The sequence below is a fragment of the Isobaculum melis genome (assembly GCF_900111355.1).
GTDB classification, from domain to species: domain Bacteria; phylum Bacillota; class Bacilli; order Lactobacillales; family Carnobacteriaceae; genus Isobaculum; species Isobaculum melis.
Genome location: NZ_FOHA01000008.1, coordinates 40611 through 58876 on the forward strand (window position 1 = coordinate 40611; position 18266 = coordinate 58876).

Sequence of the window (18266 nt, forward strand, 5' to 3'; positions counted from 1 at the left end):
AAAGGGAAAGGCTCTTATTTTGAATGAAAATGAGTAGCAGATAAGGAGGGAATAGCGTTGGATGAAGTCTTGCTTGAGAAGGAAAAATGGATGCGAGAAGCAATGAAAGAAGCTGAAATTGCAGCTTCTTTAGGAGAAGTCCCAATTGGTGCAGTTGTGGTTAAAGATCATCAAATTATTGGCAGAGGTCATAATTTAAGAGAAAAAACGGGGGATGCAACAGCTCACGCTGAAGTGATTGCTATCCGTAATGCTTGTGAAACACTGCAAGGCTGGCGCCTAGAAGATGCTGCATTATATGTGACGCTAGAGCCCTGTCCAATGTGTAGTGGTGCAATGATACTCTCAAGAGTTGCACATGTTTATTATGGTGCTACAGATCCTAAAGGTGGCTGTGCAGGAACGCTAATGAATCTTTTAACAGACAACCGATTTAATCATCAATGTCAGGTTGAAGCAGGTATCTTGGCAACAGAATGTGGGGCACTATTAAGCTCTTTTTTTAAAGAATTGAGGCAGAAGAGAAAGCAGCATCACAAACCTTCAACTTAATAACCAAGCAACACTGAGTAGATTAAATAAACTCAGTGTTTTTTTTTGAATAAAAGCCAGCAACTGGCCACTAAAAAAATGTGAAATAGGCTGAAAAATCTATTTAATAGTAGATATGCAAAAATGCTTTGCATATTTTTGACTGTTCTAAAAGCAGGTTACATGCAAAAATACTGATAAGGAGGAAAACAAATTGAACAGCTTAAAGCGATTGCTAGAATTATTGCAAAAAAATGAAATTCTAAGTATGCAAGTAATGAAACAAGAGCTTAATTTTTCTGAACGTAAAATTAGAGAGTTACTGAAAGAATTGAGGCAACTTGGGGAGAAAAATGGCTTTAAAGTGACAACGATTGTTCATCAAGGTTATCTCCTAGAAATTGAAAGCGCATCCGTTTTTGAGAGGTTTTTAGAGCAGTTAAATGGTTTTGAGGTGTTAGATGTAGAAAATAAAAAGTATCGACAAGCCTTGATGATTTATATGCTACTAGAAAACAAAGGCTACATTACACTCAGCCAAATAGCGGAAGTATTGGATATTTCTAGAAACACAGTGATGTCGGATATAGACGCTGTTAAGCATCAATTAAAGAGTGAGCAACTAACGATTCAATCAAAATCCCATTATGGATTACGACTAGAAGGAGATGAGTATAAACGACGAAAATTATTTTCCAAAATCATTAAACAGGTTGTAGAATTAGAAAATTTACCACTGCAATATTTTGAATTCATTAAAACCTTAGACTTTACTGAGGTAAAAGAGGCTTTTCATCAGTTATTAAGGAAATACAATATGCAGATGACTCATAACACAATTGAATCTATTATGATTCATTTAAAAATTTTACTTTTTCGAATGAACCAAAATAATGAAATTACTGAAGTGAAAATCAATCGTGATTTAATTGGTGAAGATAGCTATCAGTTAACCAAAGAGCTTGTTTCCTTTTTAGAAGAAAAGTTTCAAGTGGAGATTAGGGAAGAAGAAATTGATTTGATTGCTTCTCAAATTTATGGGAAGGCGACCTCAAACAAAGTCCCAAAAGAAAAAGAATTAGAAATGAAGGCTGCGATTGATAAAGCGTTAATACAAATTGATCAGGAATATGCGACAGCGTTTTCAAAAGATGCCCTACTTCAAGAGTGTCTCTTGTTACATGTCTATCCTTTATTACTACGTGTTTCATTTGGATTAGAGCTGACCAACTCCTTGATTACGTCAATCTCAGCTCAGTACACCAATTCCTTTTTAGTCAGCTTAAGATTTATTGAATACCATGATGAACTTAGAAAATATCCATTATCTAGAGATGAAATTGGCTATTTGGCGCTTCATTTTGCTGCACATCAGGAAAGAAAAAATCAAGAAATACTAAGTGGCGTTAGAAATATTTTGATTCTTTCTGATGCTAGAAGAAGCAAAACTTTTTTACTCAAAGTAAAAGTTGAAAGTCAATTTCCAGAAGCCAATATTGTATTGAAAACCCAATATGATCTGACAACTTATCAAATGGATGAAATAGATTTGATTTTATCAACCATTAAGATTCCAGAAATAACAGCTGATGTTCCCATTGTATTGATTAGTGAAGAGTTAAATGAAAGTAAGCTGAAAAAAATTAAGAATACCATTTTATTTCACCAGAAAAAAATGACCAAGAAGGTTCCAAAATTACAAAATCTTTTTCATAAAGAGCTCTTTTTTATAGAAGAAGCGACCGACTATTTAGAAATTATTGAACGTTATGCGAATAAATTAGTCGAAAAAGGGTATGCACATTCAGTTTATCCTGCTTCGGTGTTAGAACGTGAGCGAAAGTTTACAACGGTTTATGAAAATGGCATAGCTGGTCCTCATGGGATGTCACAAAATGCCAATATAGACAGTATTGCTGTGATTATATTGAAGCACCCAGTTCAATATGAAGAAAAAGAAGTGAAATGTATTTTCTTATTAAATATTCGGAAAAATTATTTATTTTTACATCAAGAAATTAGTAATTTTATGATGAAAATGATTCAAGATACAGGACTTGCAAATGCATTAGCACAGTCAAAATCATTTGCAGAATTTACATTGTATGCAAAAAAAGCATGGTAAGGAGAGACTAATGGAAGAGACGATTATGAATATTATTTTACATGCAGGTGATGCAAGAAGTAAAAGCTTGCTTGCAATCAAAGCAGCAAAAAATCAGGATTTTGAGAAAGCGCATGAATTATTGGAGGATGCGAGAAAGTCTTCTGTTAGTGCGCATAAATCACAGACAGCATTGATTCAAAAAGAAGTTTCAGGTGAACCTCAGGAAGTCAGCTTGTTAATGGTTCATGCACAGGATCATTTAATGACAGCATTGGCGATTAAAGATATTGCTATTGAAATGACGAGCTATATTGAATCAGTTGAAGAACGTTTTGCAAAATTAGAAAGGGGAGAAAAATAATGGAAAAAATCTTGTTAGCATGTGCAGGTGGCTTTTCAACCAGTATGTTAGTGGCTAAAATGAAGGAAGCCGCTAAAGAAAAAGGCTTAGATTTATGGATTGATGCAGTAGGTGAAAGTGATATTGAGGAGCATTTGGATAGTGACATTATCTTATTAGGCCCTCAGATTGCCCATCGTTTAGATGATTTGAAAGCGAATTTAGAGATACCTGTATTCGTTATTGAATCGATGGATTATGGCACGATGAATGGAAAGGCAGTTTTAGAATTTGCATTAAATAACGCATAAAAAGGAGCGAGCAGGATGTCATTTAAAGAAACGGCAAGAAAAATAGGACCAGTTTTAAGTAAATGGACAGTAAAATTTTCAAATAATATGTTTGTTAAAACAATTGCATCAGGGATGGCAAGATTACTACCTGTTACGATTGTGGGCTCAATTATTGCTTTGATTTCAAGTATTCCTTATGATCCTTATTTAAATTTTCTAGAAACTTCTGGTATCAAATCTTACCTAAGTCTAGGCGATACAATGACGAATGGTTTAATTACGATTTATTTGGTCATTTCCCTGGCTTATGAAATGGCAAGAAATTATAAGAAATCTCAAATTAATGCCATCAGCATTTCCTTGGTTGCCTTTTTTATCCTTACACCACTGACAGCTTTTACTGTTGGAGAGGATCAGGTATTAGCATTTACGTTAACTTATTTAGGTTCAAGAGGAATGTTTGTTGGGATGTTTACAGCTCTTATTGCAACACGTTTATATGTCTTACTAATGGATAAAGGTATCAAAATTAAAATGCACCCAAGTGTACCACCAGCAATCTCTGGGTCCTTTGAATCCTTATTTCCAATTGTGATAATTTCCTTACTATTTATTGGCATTTCAGCTGCTTTTGCAATGACCAGCTTTGGCGATGTGCATACCTTTATTTATACCGTTCTACAAAAGCCTTTAGAAGGCGCCAGTGGTTCACTTTCTACGATGCTCATTATTTGTCTTGTGGGTGAGTTGTTCTGGTGGTTTGGTATTCATGGTAGTAATGTAACTTCTGCAATCACTAATACATTATATTTACCACTAGCAATTGCGAATGCCCAAGCTTTAGTCACAGGTGAAAATGCACAATTTGTCCTAAACTCTTATTTCTTGAATATCTATAAAGGGCCAAGGCATTTAGCTTTAGCTTGTATGCTACTCTGGTTAACAAAATCTAAACAATTGAAAGCGATTGGGAAAGTAGCCGTTATTCCAGGTGCATTTGGGATTAGTGAGCCAATGAAATTTGGAATTCCAATGGTTTATAACCCTTATATTTTCGTTCCAATGGTTTTAGCACCAATGATTAGTGTTTCTATTGCTTATTTTGCAACCATTATTGGCTTCTTACCGATTGTCGGAATTAACTTACCTTGGAGTATGCCACCAATTATCGGTGGATTTTTAGCAGGAGGATTTGCTGGGGTGGTTATTCAAGTCGTGCAATTTATTGCTTGTATCGCCCTCTATTACCCATTCTTAAAACTGTTAGATAAACAGAAAGTCAGAGAAGAAACGGATAAAGAAATGGAATTGAAAGCTGCAGGAGGTATGTAATGCGAGAATTAATTAAAAACGGGCATCAATATACACTAATTGATGAAGCCATAAAGTCAACAGATCAAGTGGAGATTTATGCGTATCATCTGCCAACGTTTCAGCTTGAGCAAATGATTAAAGTAGGGAGCTTTACAGGAAGTCCAGTTACTTTTGAAATGACAGATCAGCCATCAAGAATATATGTTACCTATGTATTTGCTGGTCAAAAGAAAATGATTAGTACAAGAAATCTTTCGTTAGATGGGACCTTTAATACAAGAGATTTAGGTGGCTATCTAGGTTACGAAGGAAGACCAGTGAAGTGGGGTGTTCTTTTTAGATCAGATGCTTTACATCAAGTGAGTCCACAAGATTTAGCCACACTAAAAGCTTTACCTTTAAAAACAGTTGTTGATTTTCGAAGTCATAATGAGTGTGAAAAAGCACCAGATATGTTGCCTGATGAGACAGCCTATCTCAATCTTTCGCCAAATGCACCAATTGCTGCCCTTGCTAGTGGCAATATGGAAGATGATGGTTATAAGGTGGCAAAGCTAGTAGCTCTTGCAAATAGTGAAGCAGGACCAGCTGAGTTACAAGGTCGCTTAGATGAAATGAGTGAGCAGATGCGGGAGCTTGTAAGAGATCCTTATGCGAATCAACAATATCGTGCTTATCTGCGTTTGTTGCTTGCAGCTGATACAACGCCAATTCTGCATCATTGTAAAGGTGGAAAAGATCGTGCAGGATTTGCAGCAATTCTAATTTTGGCAGCACTAGGCGTCTCAAAAGAAGAGATTAAATATGATTATATGTATACCAAACAAAATATGGCTGCAAGAAATGAAAAACGTTTAGCGGAATATCAAAAATTCACAGATAATCAACTAGTTTTAGCTTATTTGTCTGGCTTAATGCAAACCAAAGAAATTTATTTTGAAGCCGCTTATGATGAAATTGAAAAAGTAGCAGGTTCAATGGATCGTTATTTGCGTGACATCATGGAATTGACTGAAGCAGATTTTGAACGCTTAAGAGAGCTGTACTTAGCTGAGTAAAATGGGGGCGTTAACTGCCCTCTTTTTGCTAGGATGAAAAGGAAATTCTGACACTAAGATATGAGGAGGAATGTATGAATGAAACAATTAATAAAAGGTTTTCCTACCGATTTTTTATGGGGAGGAGCGATTGCTGCCAATCAATGTGAAGGTGCTTGGGATGAGGATGGAAAAGGTTTCTGTATTTCTGATTTGCATCTTTATGATCCTAATCGGGATATTTCAGTCCCTTATGAGTCTGATTTAACCTTAGCGGATGTTAAGAAAGCAATGGAGGATCATGACGGTTATTATCCTAAACGTCATGGCATTGATTTTTACCATACGTATAAAGAAGATTTAAAGCTGTTAAAAGAGCTTGGATTAAAATCTTTTCGTTTTTCAATTAATTGGTCTAGAATTTTCCCCAATGGTGATGATGCAACACCCAATGAAGCTGGTTTACAGTTTTATGATGATTTATTAGATGAGCTGCACCGCTTGGAGATGGAACCAATTGTGACCATGCTTCATTATGAAACACCTGTTCATTTAACGCTTAAATATAAAGGCTGGGTAAATCGTCAAACGGTTGATTTCTTTGTGCACTATGCTGAAACGATTATGAAGCGTTATAAGGACAAAGTGAAGTATTGGATTGTCATTAATCAAATGAACTTAATTCATTTTGAGTCCTTTAATTCTCTAGCCTTTTGTGTGGATCAAGTAGACAATATAGAGCAGGCTAAATATCAAGCGATTCATCATCAATTTATTGCGACGGCGCTTGTGAAACAGAAAGCGAAAACCATCAATCCTCATTTTGAAATAGGGATGATGGTAGCTGACTGTACAGCTTCTCCTGAAACTTGTGACCCTGATGATGTGGTCTTTGCTTTACAGCGAAATCGTCATCAATATTTCTTTACAGATGTGAGTTTTAGAGGAGCGTATCCTAGCTATATGTTACGCTATTTTGAAGAACAGGGGATTCGAATTGAGATGGAAGACTCTGATACTGCTATTTTGAGTGAAAATACAATGGATTTCTTAGCGATTTCCTATTATTATTCAACCACAGTTTCTTATGAAAAGAATACAATGTCTCCAACCTCAGTGACTAAAAATCCAAAAATTAAAGCCAATCCTTGGGGCTGGGGAATTGATCCTAAAGGCTTCTATTATGCACTTTCTCAATATTATGATCGCTATCAAAAGCCGTTACTGATTGCTGAAAATGGTTTTGGTATGTATGATACTTTGGAGGATGGTAAAGTGCATGATGATTACCGGATTGATTATTTAAGGGCGCATTTAGTGCAGTTGAAGGAAATGATGAAAGATGGTGTAGAAGTCATTGCCTATTGTGCCTGGGCACCGATTGATATTGTGAGCTGTTCTTCTCAAGAAATGGCGAAGCGTTATGGTTTTATTTATGTTGATATTGATAATTTAGGAAATGGTTCAAAAAAACGCTATAAAAAAGATAGTTTTAAGTGGTATCAAGAAGTTATTGCAACAAATGGTACAACGCTATAATAAAAAAATGTATGTCCCGATGATAAGTGGGACATACATTTTTTATTAATGGAAAATTTTTCCTTTATTAACTTTTGATTCAATTCCGTTCATATGCTCTTCAACATATTTTTTCAAGAAGCCTCCTAATACAATAAAGGCTACACCAAAGGCGAAGAGTACAAAGAGATTTAATAAAGCTGTTTGCCATAAAATACCACCTACAGGTTCTCTTAGTAAATCTACCGCATAGGTAAATGGCAACATTGGATTAATAATTTGGAAGAATTTAGGTGAAAGAACAACTGGGAAGTTGGCGCCAGCGCCAGAAATAGAAAGCACCAAGATAATCACGGCAATTCCTTTTCCTAGATTTCCAAATAAGCTTGCAAGAACATAAACCATGGACATAAAGACGAGTCCTAGGAAAATAGTAAAGAGCACAAACCAGACTTTATTAACGGTATAAGTGTCTAAAATAAAGAGATTTCCTAAAGAAACAATGAGTGCTTGGAAGAAGCCAACTGATAAGAAGGTTAACATTCGTCCATAGAATAAATGAATTGGCTTGTAACGTTTCTTATCTTTCACATCATCTTCTCCTTCAATATCAACATCCGTTTTGAAAACAGATGATAATAGAACAGCTCCAACCCATAAACATAAAGCTGTATAGAAAGGTGCACTTGCTGATCCATAGTTTGGAATTGGATACATTGCTTCTTCTTTTAACAATACAGGATTAGAAATGAAATCACTTTCTTGATTTGCATCAGATTTCAGTAGCTTAATGATTTCTCCTAAATCAACATTATCTTTTTGCTTACGAACAGCATCAGCCGCTTTAGTGATCCCTGATTTTAAGGTAGGCCAATCGTTTTTGATTAAATCACTTGCTGTGTTCACTGCGGTTTCGATTGTTGGCATTTTTTCATTGACTGTATTTAGGGTGCTTGTTAAATTCTCTTCAATACCAGGTAAATCGTTTTGGATAAATGAGCTAGCTTTGTTTAATTTCTCTTTGAGTGCAGGGAAATCATCTTGATAGAAAGCTGCTGCCGTATTAATCCCATCAACAATTAAGGTCATATTATCATTTAACAAGACATTTGCATCATGAATTTCTTGTTTTAATGCAGGGATTTCTTTTTGATATTCTTGGATGACGCCAAGTGCATTGGTAATAATCCCGCTTGTATTGGTTAAAAGATCTGAAACATTCGGTAAAATCGTACCATTTGCTTGATCTAGGACACCTTGTGCAGTAGATAAATCCGTTTTTACTTGATCAATGGTTGCTTTAATTGTAGGTAAAACAACGGTATCAAAGCTATTCAATAGATTACCCGTTTCAGTTTGAACAGTAACAGCTGTATCGTGAATTTGTTGCATTTCAGCTTTGATATCTTTTCCTGAGTCAATCGCTGCAATTAATTGATCAATTTTACTTTCAGCTACTTGAATGCCTTGTTGCAAGGTTTCCATTTGGGCAATGAGCTGAGCCAGTTTTGGATCATTATTAATAGCCTGTAAGCTTTTTAGTGTACTAATCAGTGAGTCAATTGTTTGATTAGAAGTTTGTAATTGTGTTTTAAGCCCTTGTAAACGGTCTTTAATTTCTTGATTGGTTAAATTCCCATCAATAATTTCTTGTGTGACGCCGACAATGTTTCCTGCAATATGATTGGTAACAACTAGGCCTTCTTTAATTGCAGGTGCAATCGTATCCAAAGAGCCAGCTAATTTGTTTAATAAATCATTTGCAGTGGTCACATAGCCACTACCATTTTGAGCCAATTGAATCACATCAGGTAAAATTTGTTGCACTTGGCTAATAATTGTTAACGCATTATTGGCTTGAGCTACGCCATCATTTAAGGTAGCAACAATTGTATCAAAGTCACCATCAATTTTAGCGATTTGAGCCCCAGCATTTTGAATTTCTGGAATTTTAGTCTGTAAATCTAAGACCAATGTTCCAACAGCATCTACTTGAGGCATAATTTCATTAATTTTAACCACTTTATCAGCGACCTTATTTGCTTCAGGTAAGTAAGCAATCGCTTCATTCGCTTTAGCGAGTTTCTCCTTTAGATCAGGCATTTTTCCTTGTAGATTTAAGACCTCTTGTGTGTAGCCATCAATCTCATCTAAATGATCATCAATAGTCAATAACATAGAAGAAACTTTTTGAATCGTAGGCAAGTTGGTATCCAAATCAACACCAATTTTATTGAAAACATCCACTAAAGTTGTACTAACAGTCGCTGTGAATTCTTTTGAAATAGTTTGTTGCAGTGTTGCTGCACCACTACCAGTAATTTTAGGGGCAATGGCATTAATTTTTTGGTTAACAGAATAAATAATTTCTGGCTTTTTAATATCTCCATTTACGAAACTAAGTAAATCTTTTGAAAAGTCTGCTGGGATATAAATGCTGGCATAATATTTACCTGTTTTTACGCCATCTTCCATATCAGCTTTTGATTTTACAAAAGTCCAACCAAGCTTATCATTGTCTTTTAAAGAATCAATGAGGTCCTCTCCAATATGAATGTCTTTGTCTTGGAAGGTTACGGCTTGATCATCACTATAGACTGCTACTTTTAAGTCACCAGTGCTGCCATATGGATCCCATAGCGCTGCAATATTAAACCAAGCATAAAGTGAAGGTAAAATAATCAGCGCCACCACCAATGCTAAAGCAAAAGGTGCTTTAAAGATTCGCTTCCAATCTAGCGCGAAAATTTCTAACGTTTTTTTCATGTCCATTCTCCTCGAAATGCTTTTTAAAAAGAGCGTCCATCATTTATGAAAGGACTTGCTACTGCTTTATTAAATGCATCTTATATAATTGTAATGAGTTCTTTTAGCCTAAGGTACCATGTCCACATATGAGAATTCAACTCATAGCCCTTAATTGTTTGCTTTTATCGAACTATTAATCAAAAATGATTCTAACATTATATATCCCTTATTGATAAAATGCAATAGGGATAATGGAGTTTGTGAAAGGTCTCATAAAAGAGTCAAGAACTATCAGCACATTTTCATTCGGTAAAAATTATAGTAGCTTTTTTAGAAGATTTCTTGTACAATAGATAGTGCCGCAAGGCAGAGGCAATGGTGGACTTGTGAACCGTGTCAGATCCGGAAGGAAGCAGCACTAAGCTAGCTTCGCCATGTGCCTTTTATAAAAGCTATTCAATGCAACGTTCCTTAACGAATTAAGGGATGTTTTTTTATTTTTTAAAGTGATGATGAAAGCTCAGTAGCTTCTTAAAGCTACATTAAATTTTTAGATAGGTACTCTATTCTAAATTTCAGGTAAAAAGACAGCCTATCCCAATGAATAAAAATGGGATAAGCTGTCTTTTTTATTGATGAAAAGCGACGCGCTTAATATTTAATAATTGATGCACACTTACATTATCAGTTGTGCTACTTCCGCCAATGGCACCGCAGCCTAAAGTAAGGGAAGGCATTAAGTTAGTTGTACCACCAATCGCACCTAAAGCACCTAATGTATTTACTAAAATACGAGAAGCATGGATACGCAAACCAAATTCTTCAGCCAAAACCTCATTACTTGTATGCAAGCTAGCAGTATGACCAGCGCCTTCATTTAATAATAGTTCGTTACAAAGTGTAAGGCCTTCTTCCCAAGCGTTTACTGTATAAAGAGCCAGAATTGGCGTTAACTTTTCTCTTGAATAAGGATTCGTATGAGAAACTTCTGTTTGCTCAGAAATGAGAACCGTGGTGTTTTCTGGCACATCAATTCCTGCTAAGGCTGCAACTAATGGTGCACTTTTACCAACAATATCAGGGTTTAAAGCGCCATTATCTCTTAAGATAAATTGGCTAATTTTTTCTGATTCTGCTTCATTTAAAAAGTAGGCATGTTTTGCTTTTAAGGCTTGAATGACTTCTTCTTTAATAGAAGCATCAACGACCAATGCTTGTTCAGAAGCACAAATGGTTCCGTAATCGAAAGTTTTACTTTGAATAATACGATCAATCGAAGTTTTAATATCAGCTGTTTTTTCAATGAGAACAGGAGAGTTACCGGGTCCAACGCCAATTGCAGGTGTACCTGAACTGTAAGCTGCATGAACCATTGCTTTGCCGCCGGTTGCTAAAATCAATGCGATATCTTCATGCTGCATTAAATCAGATGTTGCCTCTAAGGTTGGTTGGTTTATCACACTCACTAAACCACTTGGAGCACCAGCTGCAACTGCAGCTTCTTCTACAATTTTAGTAGCTAATTGAATAGAAGCTAAGGCTTTTGGATGTGGAGAGAAGATGATTGCATTGCGTGTTTTTAAAGCAATTAAAGCTTTGAAAATAACTGTTGAAGTTGGGTTTGTTGAAGGAATCAATCCTGCCACAATGCCCATTGGAATCCCTACTTCAATGAGTTTTTGTTCAGGTAAACGATTAATGACACCAACAGTAGGGATATCTTTGATGCTGTCATAAACACGATTGCTAGCGAATTCATTTTTGATGATTTTATCTGCCACGTTTCCAAAGCCAGTTTCTTCATGAGCGGAGATAGCTAGCTCTTCTCTATGTTGATAAGTCATTTCATGAACATTTTTGATGATGGCATCCACTTGCTCTTGAGAGTAAGTGGCGTATAATTGCTGTGCTTGCTTAGCTGTTGCGATTAATGTCTCTACCTCGGTTGTTTTTGTTAGTACTGTTGTTGTCATAATAAATCGCTCCTTTTTTTGTTTGTGTAACGCTTACATCCTTATGTTAGCCTATTTTAAGGAAAGAGTGTTAGGGGCTTTTTTGTGATGAAAATGGAGAAAATTTACTATTTTTTTGCGATTTTTTTCACAAAGTTATTCAGTTGAAACGATTGGTAATAAAAGGTATGATGGAGTTGGGAGATAGAAAATTCACAGACTTAAAAGAAGAAAAAACTTGTGGAGTTGTACTCGTTTTTGTAGACTAGTATAGGAGGCGAAAATAGATGTGTAGATTAATGGTTGTAAGCAAAAATTCACAAGACAGATTATTTATTAGACAATTGATTGATACCTCTTTTTTAAATATCAAAGTATTGCCCGATGCTTCTAATGGTCAAGAGGCACTTGAGATTGCCGAAAAATATTTGCCAGAAGTAATGATTATTGATATCGATTTACCAGATGTTGATGGTTTTTTTATTAAGAAAAAAATCTTGAAGTTATTACCAAACTTGAAAACGATTATTTTTACTGAAAAGCAGGATTTTGATAGCGTACATATGGCTTTGCGTTGTGGTGTGATGGATTATTTGGTCAAACCATTAGATGCAAAAGAGCTAAAGCTCTCTATTGATCGTTCAGTCAAATCGTTAAATCAGGTTTCATTAATGGATTTTGGGTCGAAAAAGCCTACAAAAAATGCGAAAGAGCATGTGAATTTAATGTTAGATTATCTTCATGAGCATTATCATGAAGAAATTAATCTGACGACTTTGGCAGCGCATATGCATTTAAATCGACATTATGTCAGTCGTTTTTTTAAAGAAGCAATTGGGATGAATTTTATTGAGTATTTAACCAATTATCGGATTGAAACAGCTAAAAAGTTATTGATGACAACGAATCAATCCATTACGGAAGTTGCGTTAGCTGTAGGATATATTGATCCTACCTATTTTAGTAAATTATTTAAAAAAGAAGAGGGCATGTCGCCTCATCAGTTTAGAAAGACCTTTCAAGGAAATTATGTACCTGCAGATGTGAGAGTTCTATAAGATAGATTGTACCTACTTGCCAAGCTTTTTTGGTTAAAGTAGGTACTTATTTTTTTAAAAGAAATGAAAGTTAGGCTCCATGTATTTATCTTTACTTTGGAATAACGTATAATAGAAGATAATGAAGATTATGGACTTTAGAAAGAGGGAAACAGATGGGTTATCAAGCACTATATAGGGTATGGCGCCCGCAACGTTTTCAAGATATTGCAGGGCAAGAGGCCATTACACAAACACTTAAAAATGCACTGATTCAAGGGAAGTCTAGCCATGCCTATTTGTTTACTGGGCCTCGTGGTACTGGGAAAACCAGTGCGGCTAAAATTTTCTCAAAAGCCATCAACTGTCATTTTTTAAAAGATGGAGAGCCTTGTAATGAATGTCCAACCTGTTTGGCCATCACATCAGGACAATTAAATGATGTCATTGAAATTGATGCGGCAAGTAACAATGGTGTAGAAGAAATTCGTGATATTCGTGATAAAGCAAAATATGCTCCAACCGAAGCAGATTATAAAGTCTATATTATAGATGAGGTGCATATGCTATCAACAGGTGCGTTTAATGCTTTGTTGAAAACGTTAGAAGAGCCGCCTAAAAATGTTATTTTTATTTTAGCGACAACTGAACCACATAAAATTCCAGCGACCATTATTTCTAGAACCCAACGCTTTGATTTTAAACGCATTACAACTAGAGATATTATTGCGCGCATGAAAGTGATTTTGGATGGGGAAAAGATTGGTTTTGAAGAGCCTGCTTTACAAATTATTGCCAAAGCAGCAGAAGGCGGAATGCGTGATGCCTTAAGTATTTTAGATCAAGTCATTTCTTATGGAGAGCAATTTGTAACAGAGGAAAATGCTTTAAATGTGACAGGTGCATTAACCCAAGAATTATTGATTACGTATATGAATGCTGTTGCTCAGCGTGAGACAGAAGCCGGGCTGACGCTATTGCAGCAAATTCTAGCTGAAGGAAAAGATCCCGTCAGATTAGTAGAAGATTTGATTTTGTTTGCTAGAGATTTATTAGTTTACCAAAAAGCGCCTCAAATGACTGAAGGCATTGAATCGACGATTACAGAGGAATTTAAGCAACTAAGTGAATTGATTTCTGCAGAGGTTTTATATCAAGTGATTGGTATTTTAAATGAAGGTCAGAATGAAATGCGTTTTACGAATCATCCAGGGATTTATCTGGAAGTAGCGACTGTGAAAATGACGCAGTTAAGAGGGAACGTCAACCCACCAGTAGCAAGTGTGGCACAAGCCCCAGCCGCCGCTCCTGCTGATCAAGCAGTTATGCAACAAATGGAGCAAAAAATGGCCGCAATGGCGAAGCAAATTGAAACAATGATGAGTCAAGGTGTGACAGCAGGTAGCGCCTCACAAACGCCGCAAGCAAAACCTAAGAAAAAACCAAATACAAATGGCTTTAGGGTCAATACAACGGGAATTTTCCAAGTGCTTGGGGAAGCAACAAGACAGGATTTAGATTTATTAAAAGATGTGTGGCCTGATTTAATGAATATGTTATCTGTCACACAAAGAGCTGTGATGAAGGCTTCAACACCAGTTGCAGCTAGTCCAACAGCTTTGATTGTGTCATTTGAATATGAAATTTTATGTCAAAAGGCTTCGGATGATGCGGCTTTATTAGAGACAATTGCACAAAGTCTTGAGAAGTTGATTCAGCGTAAACCGAATATGTTAGCTGTGCCTCATGATGTCTGGCCTAATTTACGTAGTACGTATATTGAGCAGGCGAAGCAAGGTAAATTGCCAGGAGCAGAGCCCACAACAGCTGATGGTCAAGCACAAGCAGCAGAAGCTGGACAGCCAGCTGTTGCCCCAACACCTACTTCTGAAATGGTTTTAGAAGAAATGCAAGCGGCGCCACCTCCAGAGGAAGAAAATGCAATCATCACAGAGGCGGTTGCTTTGTTTGGTGAAGAACTGGTTCAAGTAATAGAAGAATAGGAAATTTGAAAGGATGAAGATAAATGCGAGGAATGGGAAATATGCAAGGTATGATGAAACAAGTACAAAAAATGCAAAAACAAATGGGAGAGGCACAAGAAGCTTTAAATGCCAAAGAATTTGTTGGTATTGCTAGTGGCGAGACAGTTAAGATGACGATGACAGGTGATAAAAAAGTGATCAATGTAGAAATTGCCAAAGAAGCTGTTGATCCAGATGATATTGAGATGCTACAAGATTTAATTTTAATGGCAACAAATGATGTACTTGCTAAAATTGAAGCAGAAACAGAAGCGACAATGGGCAAATATACTAAGGGACTTCCAGGATTTTAATGATATTTCAGTATTTGGCGCACCTTTTTGGGCGCCAAATTTTTAGAAAAGAGGAGCAATAGAATGCAATATCCAGAACCGATTTCAAAGCTAATTGATAGTTATATGAAATTACCAGGGATTGGTGCAAAGTCAGCAGCACGCTTGGCTTTTTATACCATTGATATGCGAGAAGATGATGTAACAGATTTCGCTAAAGCGTTGATTAGTGCGAAGCGGGATCTGAATTATTGTAGTGTTTGTGGCAATATTACAGAGGAAGATCCTTGCTATATTTGTAAGGATGCAGGAAGAGATCGTGGGACGATTCTTGTTGTAGAGGATCCTAAAGATGTGATTTCGATTGAAAAAATGCGTGAATACCGTGGGCTATATCATGTGCTTCATGGGGTTTTATCCCCTGTTGAAGGAACAGGCCCAGAGGATATTCAAATTCCTAGCTTAATTAGACGCTTGCAATCCGATGAAGTCAAAGAAGTGATTATTGCAACGAATGCAACAGCTGAAGGAGAAGCAACAGCGATGTACTTATCTCGGCTGATTAAACCAGCAGGAATCAAAGTGACACGTTTAGCTCATGGTTTGGCTGTTGGTAGCGATATTGAATATGCAGATGAAATTACTTTGATGAAAGCTGTAGAAGGTAGAAGAGAACTTTAAGGAGGTCAAAAAAGATGTTTGGTAGAAAAAAAGCAGGACAATTAAGAAGCGAATATGACCAAGAACTTTTAGCACTGATTCAAAGAACTAAGGTGCAGTGGGACCACTTAAAAAATATTGAATTAAATGTTTTTGATCAAGATAGAGAATTAATGGCTCAAGCGAAATTGGAAGAAGCCAAGTATTTTTATTTATTTAAAGAAGCAAGAGCACGAAAAATAAAAGCTTAACAATGAAAGGAGGGAACCGTATTGTCAAAAGAACATTTGCAATCACAGCTCCCTCTTTATACGATTTTAGAGGAACATAGACAGCAGGAACGTTTTTCGGTTCATGTTCCAGGGCATAAAAATGGCTTGAATTGGCCCAATTTACCAGCTTTTGCAACCGATTTTCTCGCTTTTGATCAAACTGAGGTGACAGGCTTAGATTATTTACATGCACCAACTGGTGTGCTGCAGGAGAGTCAAGCTTTACTCAGTCAACTATATGGGAGCAAGCGCAGCTTCTTTTTGGTCAACGGTTCAACGGTTGGTATTTTAAGTATGATTTTAGGAACCGTGCAGAAAAATGACCCCGTTTTTGTGATGAAGAATGCCCATCAATCTGTTTTTCATGGCTTGGCGATGGCAGCAGCAACACCTATTTTTTTAACACCAGAAATGGATGAGGAAAAACAAACGATGGTCGGGCTAGCCCCCGCTTTATTGGCAGAAGCAATTGCGACCTATCCAGCAGCGAAAGTACTCATTTTGACCTATCCAAATTATTATGGACAAACCTATGATTTGAAGGCCTTAATCCATTTGGCGCATGCGCACGATATTTGTGTGCTAGTAGATGAAGCACATGGTGCGCATTTGATTGTTTCAGAGGAGCTACCAAAGTCGGCGACGCAGTTAGGCGCAGATGTAGTGGTTCAGTCCGCTCATAAAATGCTGCCAGCAATGACACAGGCTGCTTATTTACATGTGATGACTTCGAGGGTATCAGAGCGGAAAATTGCTCAGTATTTACATCAGTTGCAAACAAGTAGTCCATCCTATCTATTAATGCTTTCTCTGGATATTGCGCGGCAATTTGCTGGTACTTTTACGAAGGAAGATTGGGCTTATACGAAAAAGCAAAATCAAAAATGGCGAGCATTATTTGAAGCAGCAGGCTTAATGGTGTGGCAGCCAGATGACTTGATGAAGCTCATCGTGTTTAAAGAAGCTGTTTCTGGTTCAGCGTTAGCTACTTTTTTAGAGAAAGATGGGCTCTATGCTGAAATGGCAGATGCAACCAAAGTAGTGCTGACATTGCCATTATTAAAAGTCGGGCAAGTAGTGAAGCGGCCAAGCTTAACGCAAACAATGGCTAGCTTAAAGGAATATTCAGCTGCTTCAGCGGTTTTACCTTATGGGCAGTGGCAACCAGTAGCAATGAGCTTATTAGCGCTGACTTATCAAGAACAAGCTGAACGAGCAGTGGAGAGTATCCAATTAGCCCAAGCAGTACAACGAGTCGTAGCAGAAAATATCACGATTTATCCACCAGGGATTCCTTTTAAGGTTGCTGGAGAGGTGCTAACAGCTGCTGATATTGTTCAAATAGCTGATTGGCGCCGAAAAGGGTTAAGGGTTGTTGGACTGGATGCAGCAACAACAGAATTGGCTGTTTACCTCCTAGATTAGACGTTCAGAAAAAAGTACAGTATAATGTAGTTATTAATTAAAGTAGGTGTGTGCAAACGTGAAAGGGATATTTATTACCGTAGAAGGTCCAGATGGCGCAGGAAAAACGAGTGTCATTGAACGATTGATTCCAATGTTAAAAGAACAATTAGTGCCAGCCTTAGTTTCAACTAGAGAGCCAGGTGGGGTTCGGATTGCAGAGGAAATTAGAGAAATTATTTTAGACCCTAAAAATACTGAGATGGATGAGCGAACGGAAGCGATTTTATATGCTGCTGCAAGAAGACAGCACTTAATCCAAGTTGTTTTACCTGCTATTAATGCTGGAAAAGTCGTCTTATGTGATCGTTTTGTCGATAGTTCAATTGCTTATCAAGGTGTTGGTAGGGGGATTGGTGTGGCAGAAGTTGCAGATTTAAATGAATTTGCAACAGAGGGCTTAGCGCCAGATTTAACCTTATATTTAGATGTACCAGCTGAGGTTGGTTTAGCGCGAATTGCACAAAATAAAGAACGTAAAAATGACCGTTTGGATCAAGAAAAATTATCTTTCCATGAAAAGGTTAGAGCGGCTTATCTAACGATTTATGAGCAGCAGCCAGAGCGTGTGTTATTAGTGGATGCAACGCAAACTATTAATCAGGTAGTTGCAGTCTGTTTGGATCAAATCAAAGCAAAATATCCAACTGTATTTAAATAGAAAATGGAGAGGATG

Annotated in this window: 16 protein-coding genes and 1 other RNA gene; 15 read left to right on the forward strand and 2 right to left on the reverse strand. The window is 36.8% G+C overall.

Features of this window, described 5'->3' with window-relative positions; genetic code table 11:
- The first annotated feature begins 57 nt into the window (after positions 1 to 57).
- From tadA to BMW29_RS07525, 7 genes are all read left to right on the forward strand, one after another.
- Positions 58 to 552: a tRNA adenosine(34) deaminase TadA gene (gene tadA / locus BMW29_RS07495; RefSeq protein WP_092652000.1), complete on the forward strand. Its 495-nt coding sequence runs from the start codon at positions 58 to 60 to the stop codon at positions 550 to 552.
- 193 nt (positions 553 to 745) lie between these two features.
- Positions 746 to 2656 carry a BglG family transcription antiterminator gene (locus BMW29_RS07500; RefSeq protein ID WP_092652002.1) on the forward strand — a complete coding sequence of 637 codons (1911 nt, stop codon included), beginning with the start codon at positions 746 to 748 and terminating at the stop codon, positions 2654 to 2656.
- Positions 2657 to 2666: 10 nt separating this feature from the next.
- Positions 2667 to 2999, forward strand: a complete 333-nt coding sequence (locus BMW29_RS07505; RefSeq protein ID WP_092652004.1) for a PTS sugar transporter subunit IIA — start codon at positions 2667 to 2669, stop codon at positions 2997 to 2999.
- Positions 2999 to 3289: a PTS sugar transporter subunit IIB gene (locus BMW29_RS07510; protein ID WP_092652006.1), complete on the forward strand. Its 291-nt coding sequence runs from the start codon at positions 2999 to 3001 to the stop codon at positions 3287 to 3289. The genes BMW29_RS07505 and BMW29_RS07510 overlap by 1 nt, the downstream gene beginning before the upstream one ends.
- A 15-nt stretch (positions 3290 to 3304) precedes the next feature.
- The gene (locus BMW29_RS07515; RefSeq protein WP_092652008.1) at positions 3305 to 4603 is read left to right on the forward strand and encodes a PTS sugar transporter subunit IIC; all 1299 of its coding nucleotides are present in this window, start codon (positions 3305 to 3307) and stop codon (positions 4601 to 4603) included.
- The gene (locus BMW29_RS07520) at positions 4603 to 5643 is read left to right on the forward strand and encodes a tyrosine-protein phosphatase (RefSeq protein WP_218139654.1); all 1041 of its coding nucleotides are present in this window, start codon (positions 4603 to 4605) and stop codon (positions 5641 to 5643) included. Before BMW29_RS07515 ends, BMW29_RS07520 begins: the two co-directional genes overlap by 1 nt.
- A gap of 78 nt (positions 5644 to 5721) precedes the next feature.
- A complete protein-coding gene (locus BMW29_RS07525; RefSeq protein WP_092652010.1) occupies positions 5722 to 7161 on the forward strand; it encodes a glycoside hydrolase family 1 protein in 1440 nt (479 codons plus the stop codon).
- A 45-nt stretch (positions 7162 to 7206) separates the two neighbouring features.
- Here BMW29_RS07525 and BMW29_RS07530 read toward each other — a convergent pair whose 3' ends face one another.
- Entirely contained in the window at positions 7207 to 9906 is a 2700-nt protein-coding gene (locus BMW29_RS07530) for a YhgE/Pip domain-containing protein (RefSeq protein WP_245706252.1), read from the reverse strand.
- A gap of 346 nt (positions 9907 to 10252) precedes the next feature.
- Here BMW29_RS07530 and ffs point away from each other — a divergent pair.
- Positions 10253 to 10339, forward strand: an RNA gene (gene ffs / locus BMW29_RS07535) — signal recognition particle sRNA small type.
- A gap of 178 nt (positions 10340 to 10517) precedes the next feature.
- Here the strand turns inward: ffs and BMW29_RS07540 are convergent.
- On the reverse strand, positions 10518 to 11861 hold the full coding sequence (locus BMW29_RS07540) for an acetaldehyde dehydrogenase (acetylating) (protein ID WP_092652014.1): 1344 nt from the start codon (positions 11859 to 11861) through the stop codon (positions 10518 to 10520).
- A gap of 266 nt (positions 11862 to 12127) precedes the next feature.
- On the opposite strand from BMW29_RS07540, the gene BMW29_RS07545 reads away from it, so the two are divergent.
- From BMW29_RS07545 to tmk, 7 genes are all read left to right on the forward strand, one after another.
- Positions 12128 to 12898 carry a response regulator transcription factor gene (locus BMW29_RS07545; protein WP_092652016.1) on the forward strand — a complete coding sequence of 257 codons (771 nt, stop codon included), beginning with the start codon at positions 12128 to 12130 and terminating at the stop codon, positions 12896 to 12898.
- A gap of 155 nt (positions 12899 to 13053) precedes the next feature.
- Positions 13054 to 14880 (forward strand): DNA polymerase III subunit gamma/tau, encoded by a 1827-nt coding sequence (dnaX, locus tag BMW29_RS07550; protein ID WP_092652018.1) that lies wholly within the window; start codon positions 13054 to 13056, stop codon positions 14878 to 14880.
- Between the two features lie 23 nt (positions 14881 to 14903).
- The gene (locus BMW29_RS07555) at positions 14904 to 15215 is read left to right on the forward strand and encodes a YbaB/EbfC family nucleoid-associated protein (RefSeq protein WP_092652020.1); all 312 of its coding nucleotides are present in this window, start codon (positions 14904 to 14906) and stop codon (positions 15213 to 15215) included.
- Between the two features lie 63 nt (positions 15216 to 15278).
- Positions 15279 to 15875, forward strand: coding sequence for a recombination mediator RecR (recR, locus tag BMW29_RS07560; protein WP_092652022.1), 597 nt, complete (start codon positions 15279 to 15281; stop codon positions 15873 to 15875).
- A gap of 14 nt (positions 15876 to 15889) precedes the next feature.
- Complete coding sequence (locus BMW29_RS07565) at positions 15890 to 16105, forward strand: YaaL family protein (protein WP_092652024.1); 216 nt, start codon at positions 15890 to 15892, stop codon at positions 16103 to 16105.
- 21 nt (positions 16106 to 16126) lie between these two features.
- The gene (locus BMW29_RS07570) at positions 16127 to 17551 is read left to right on the forward strand and encodes an aminotransferase class I/II-fold pyridoxal phosphate-dependent enzyme (RefSeq protein WP_092652026.1); all 1425 of its coding nucleotides are present in this window, start codon (positions 16127 to 16129) and stop codon (positions 17549 to 17551) included.
- 58 nt (positions 17552 to 17609) lie between these two features.
- Positions 17610 to 18251 carry a dTMP kinase gene (tmk, locus tag BMW29_RS07575; protein WP_092652028.1) on the forward strand — a complete coding sequence of 214 codons (642 nt, stop codon included), beginning with the start codon at positions 17610 to 17612 and terminating at the stop codon, positions 18249 to 18251.
- The last annotated feature ends 15 nt before the right edge of the window (positions 18252 to 18266 follow it).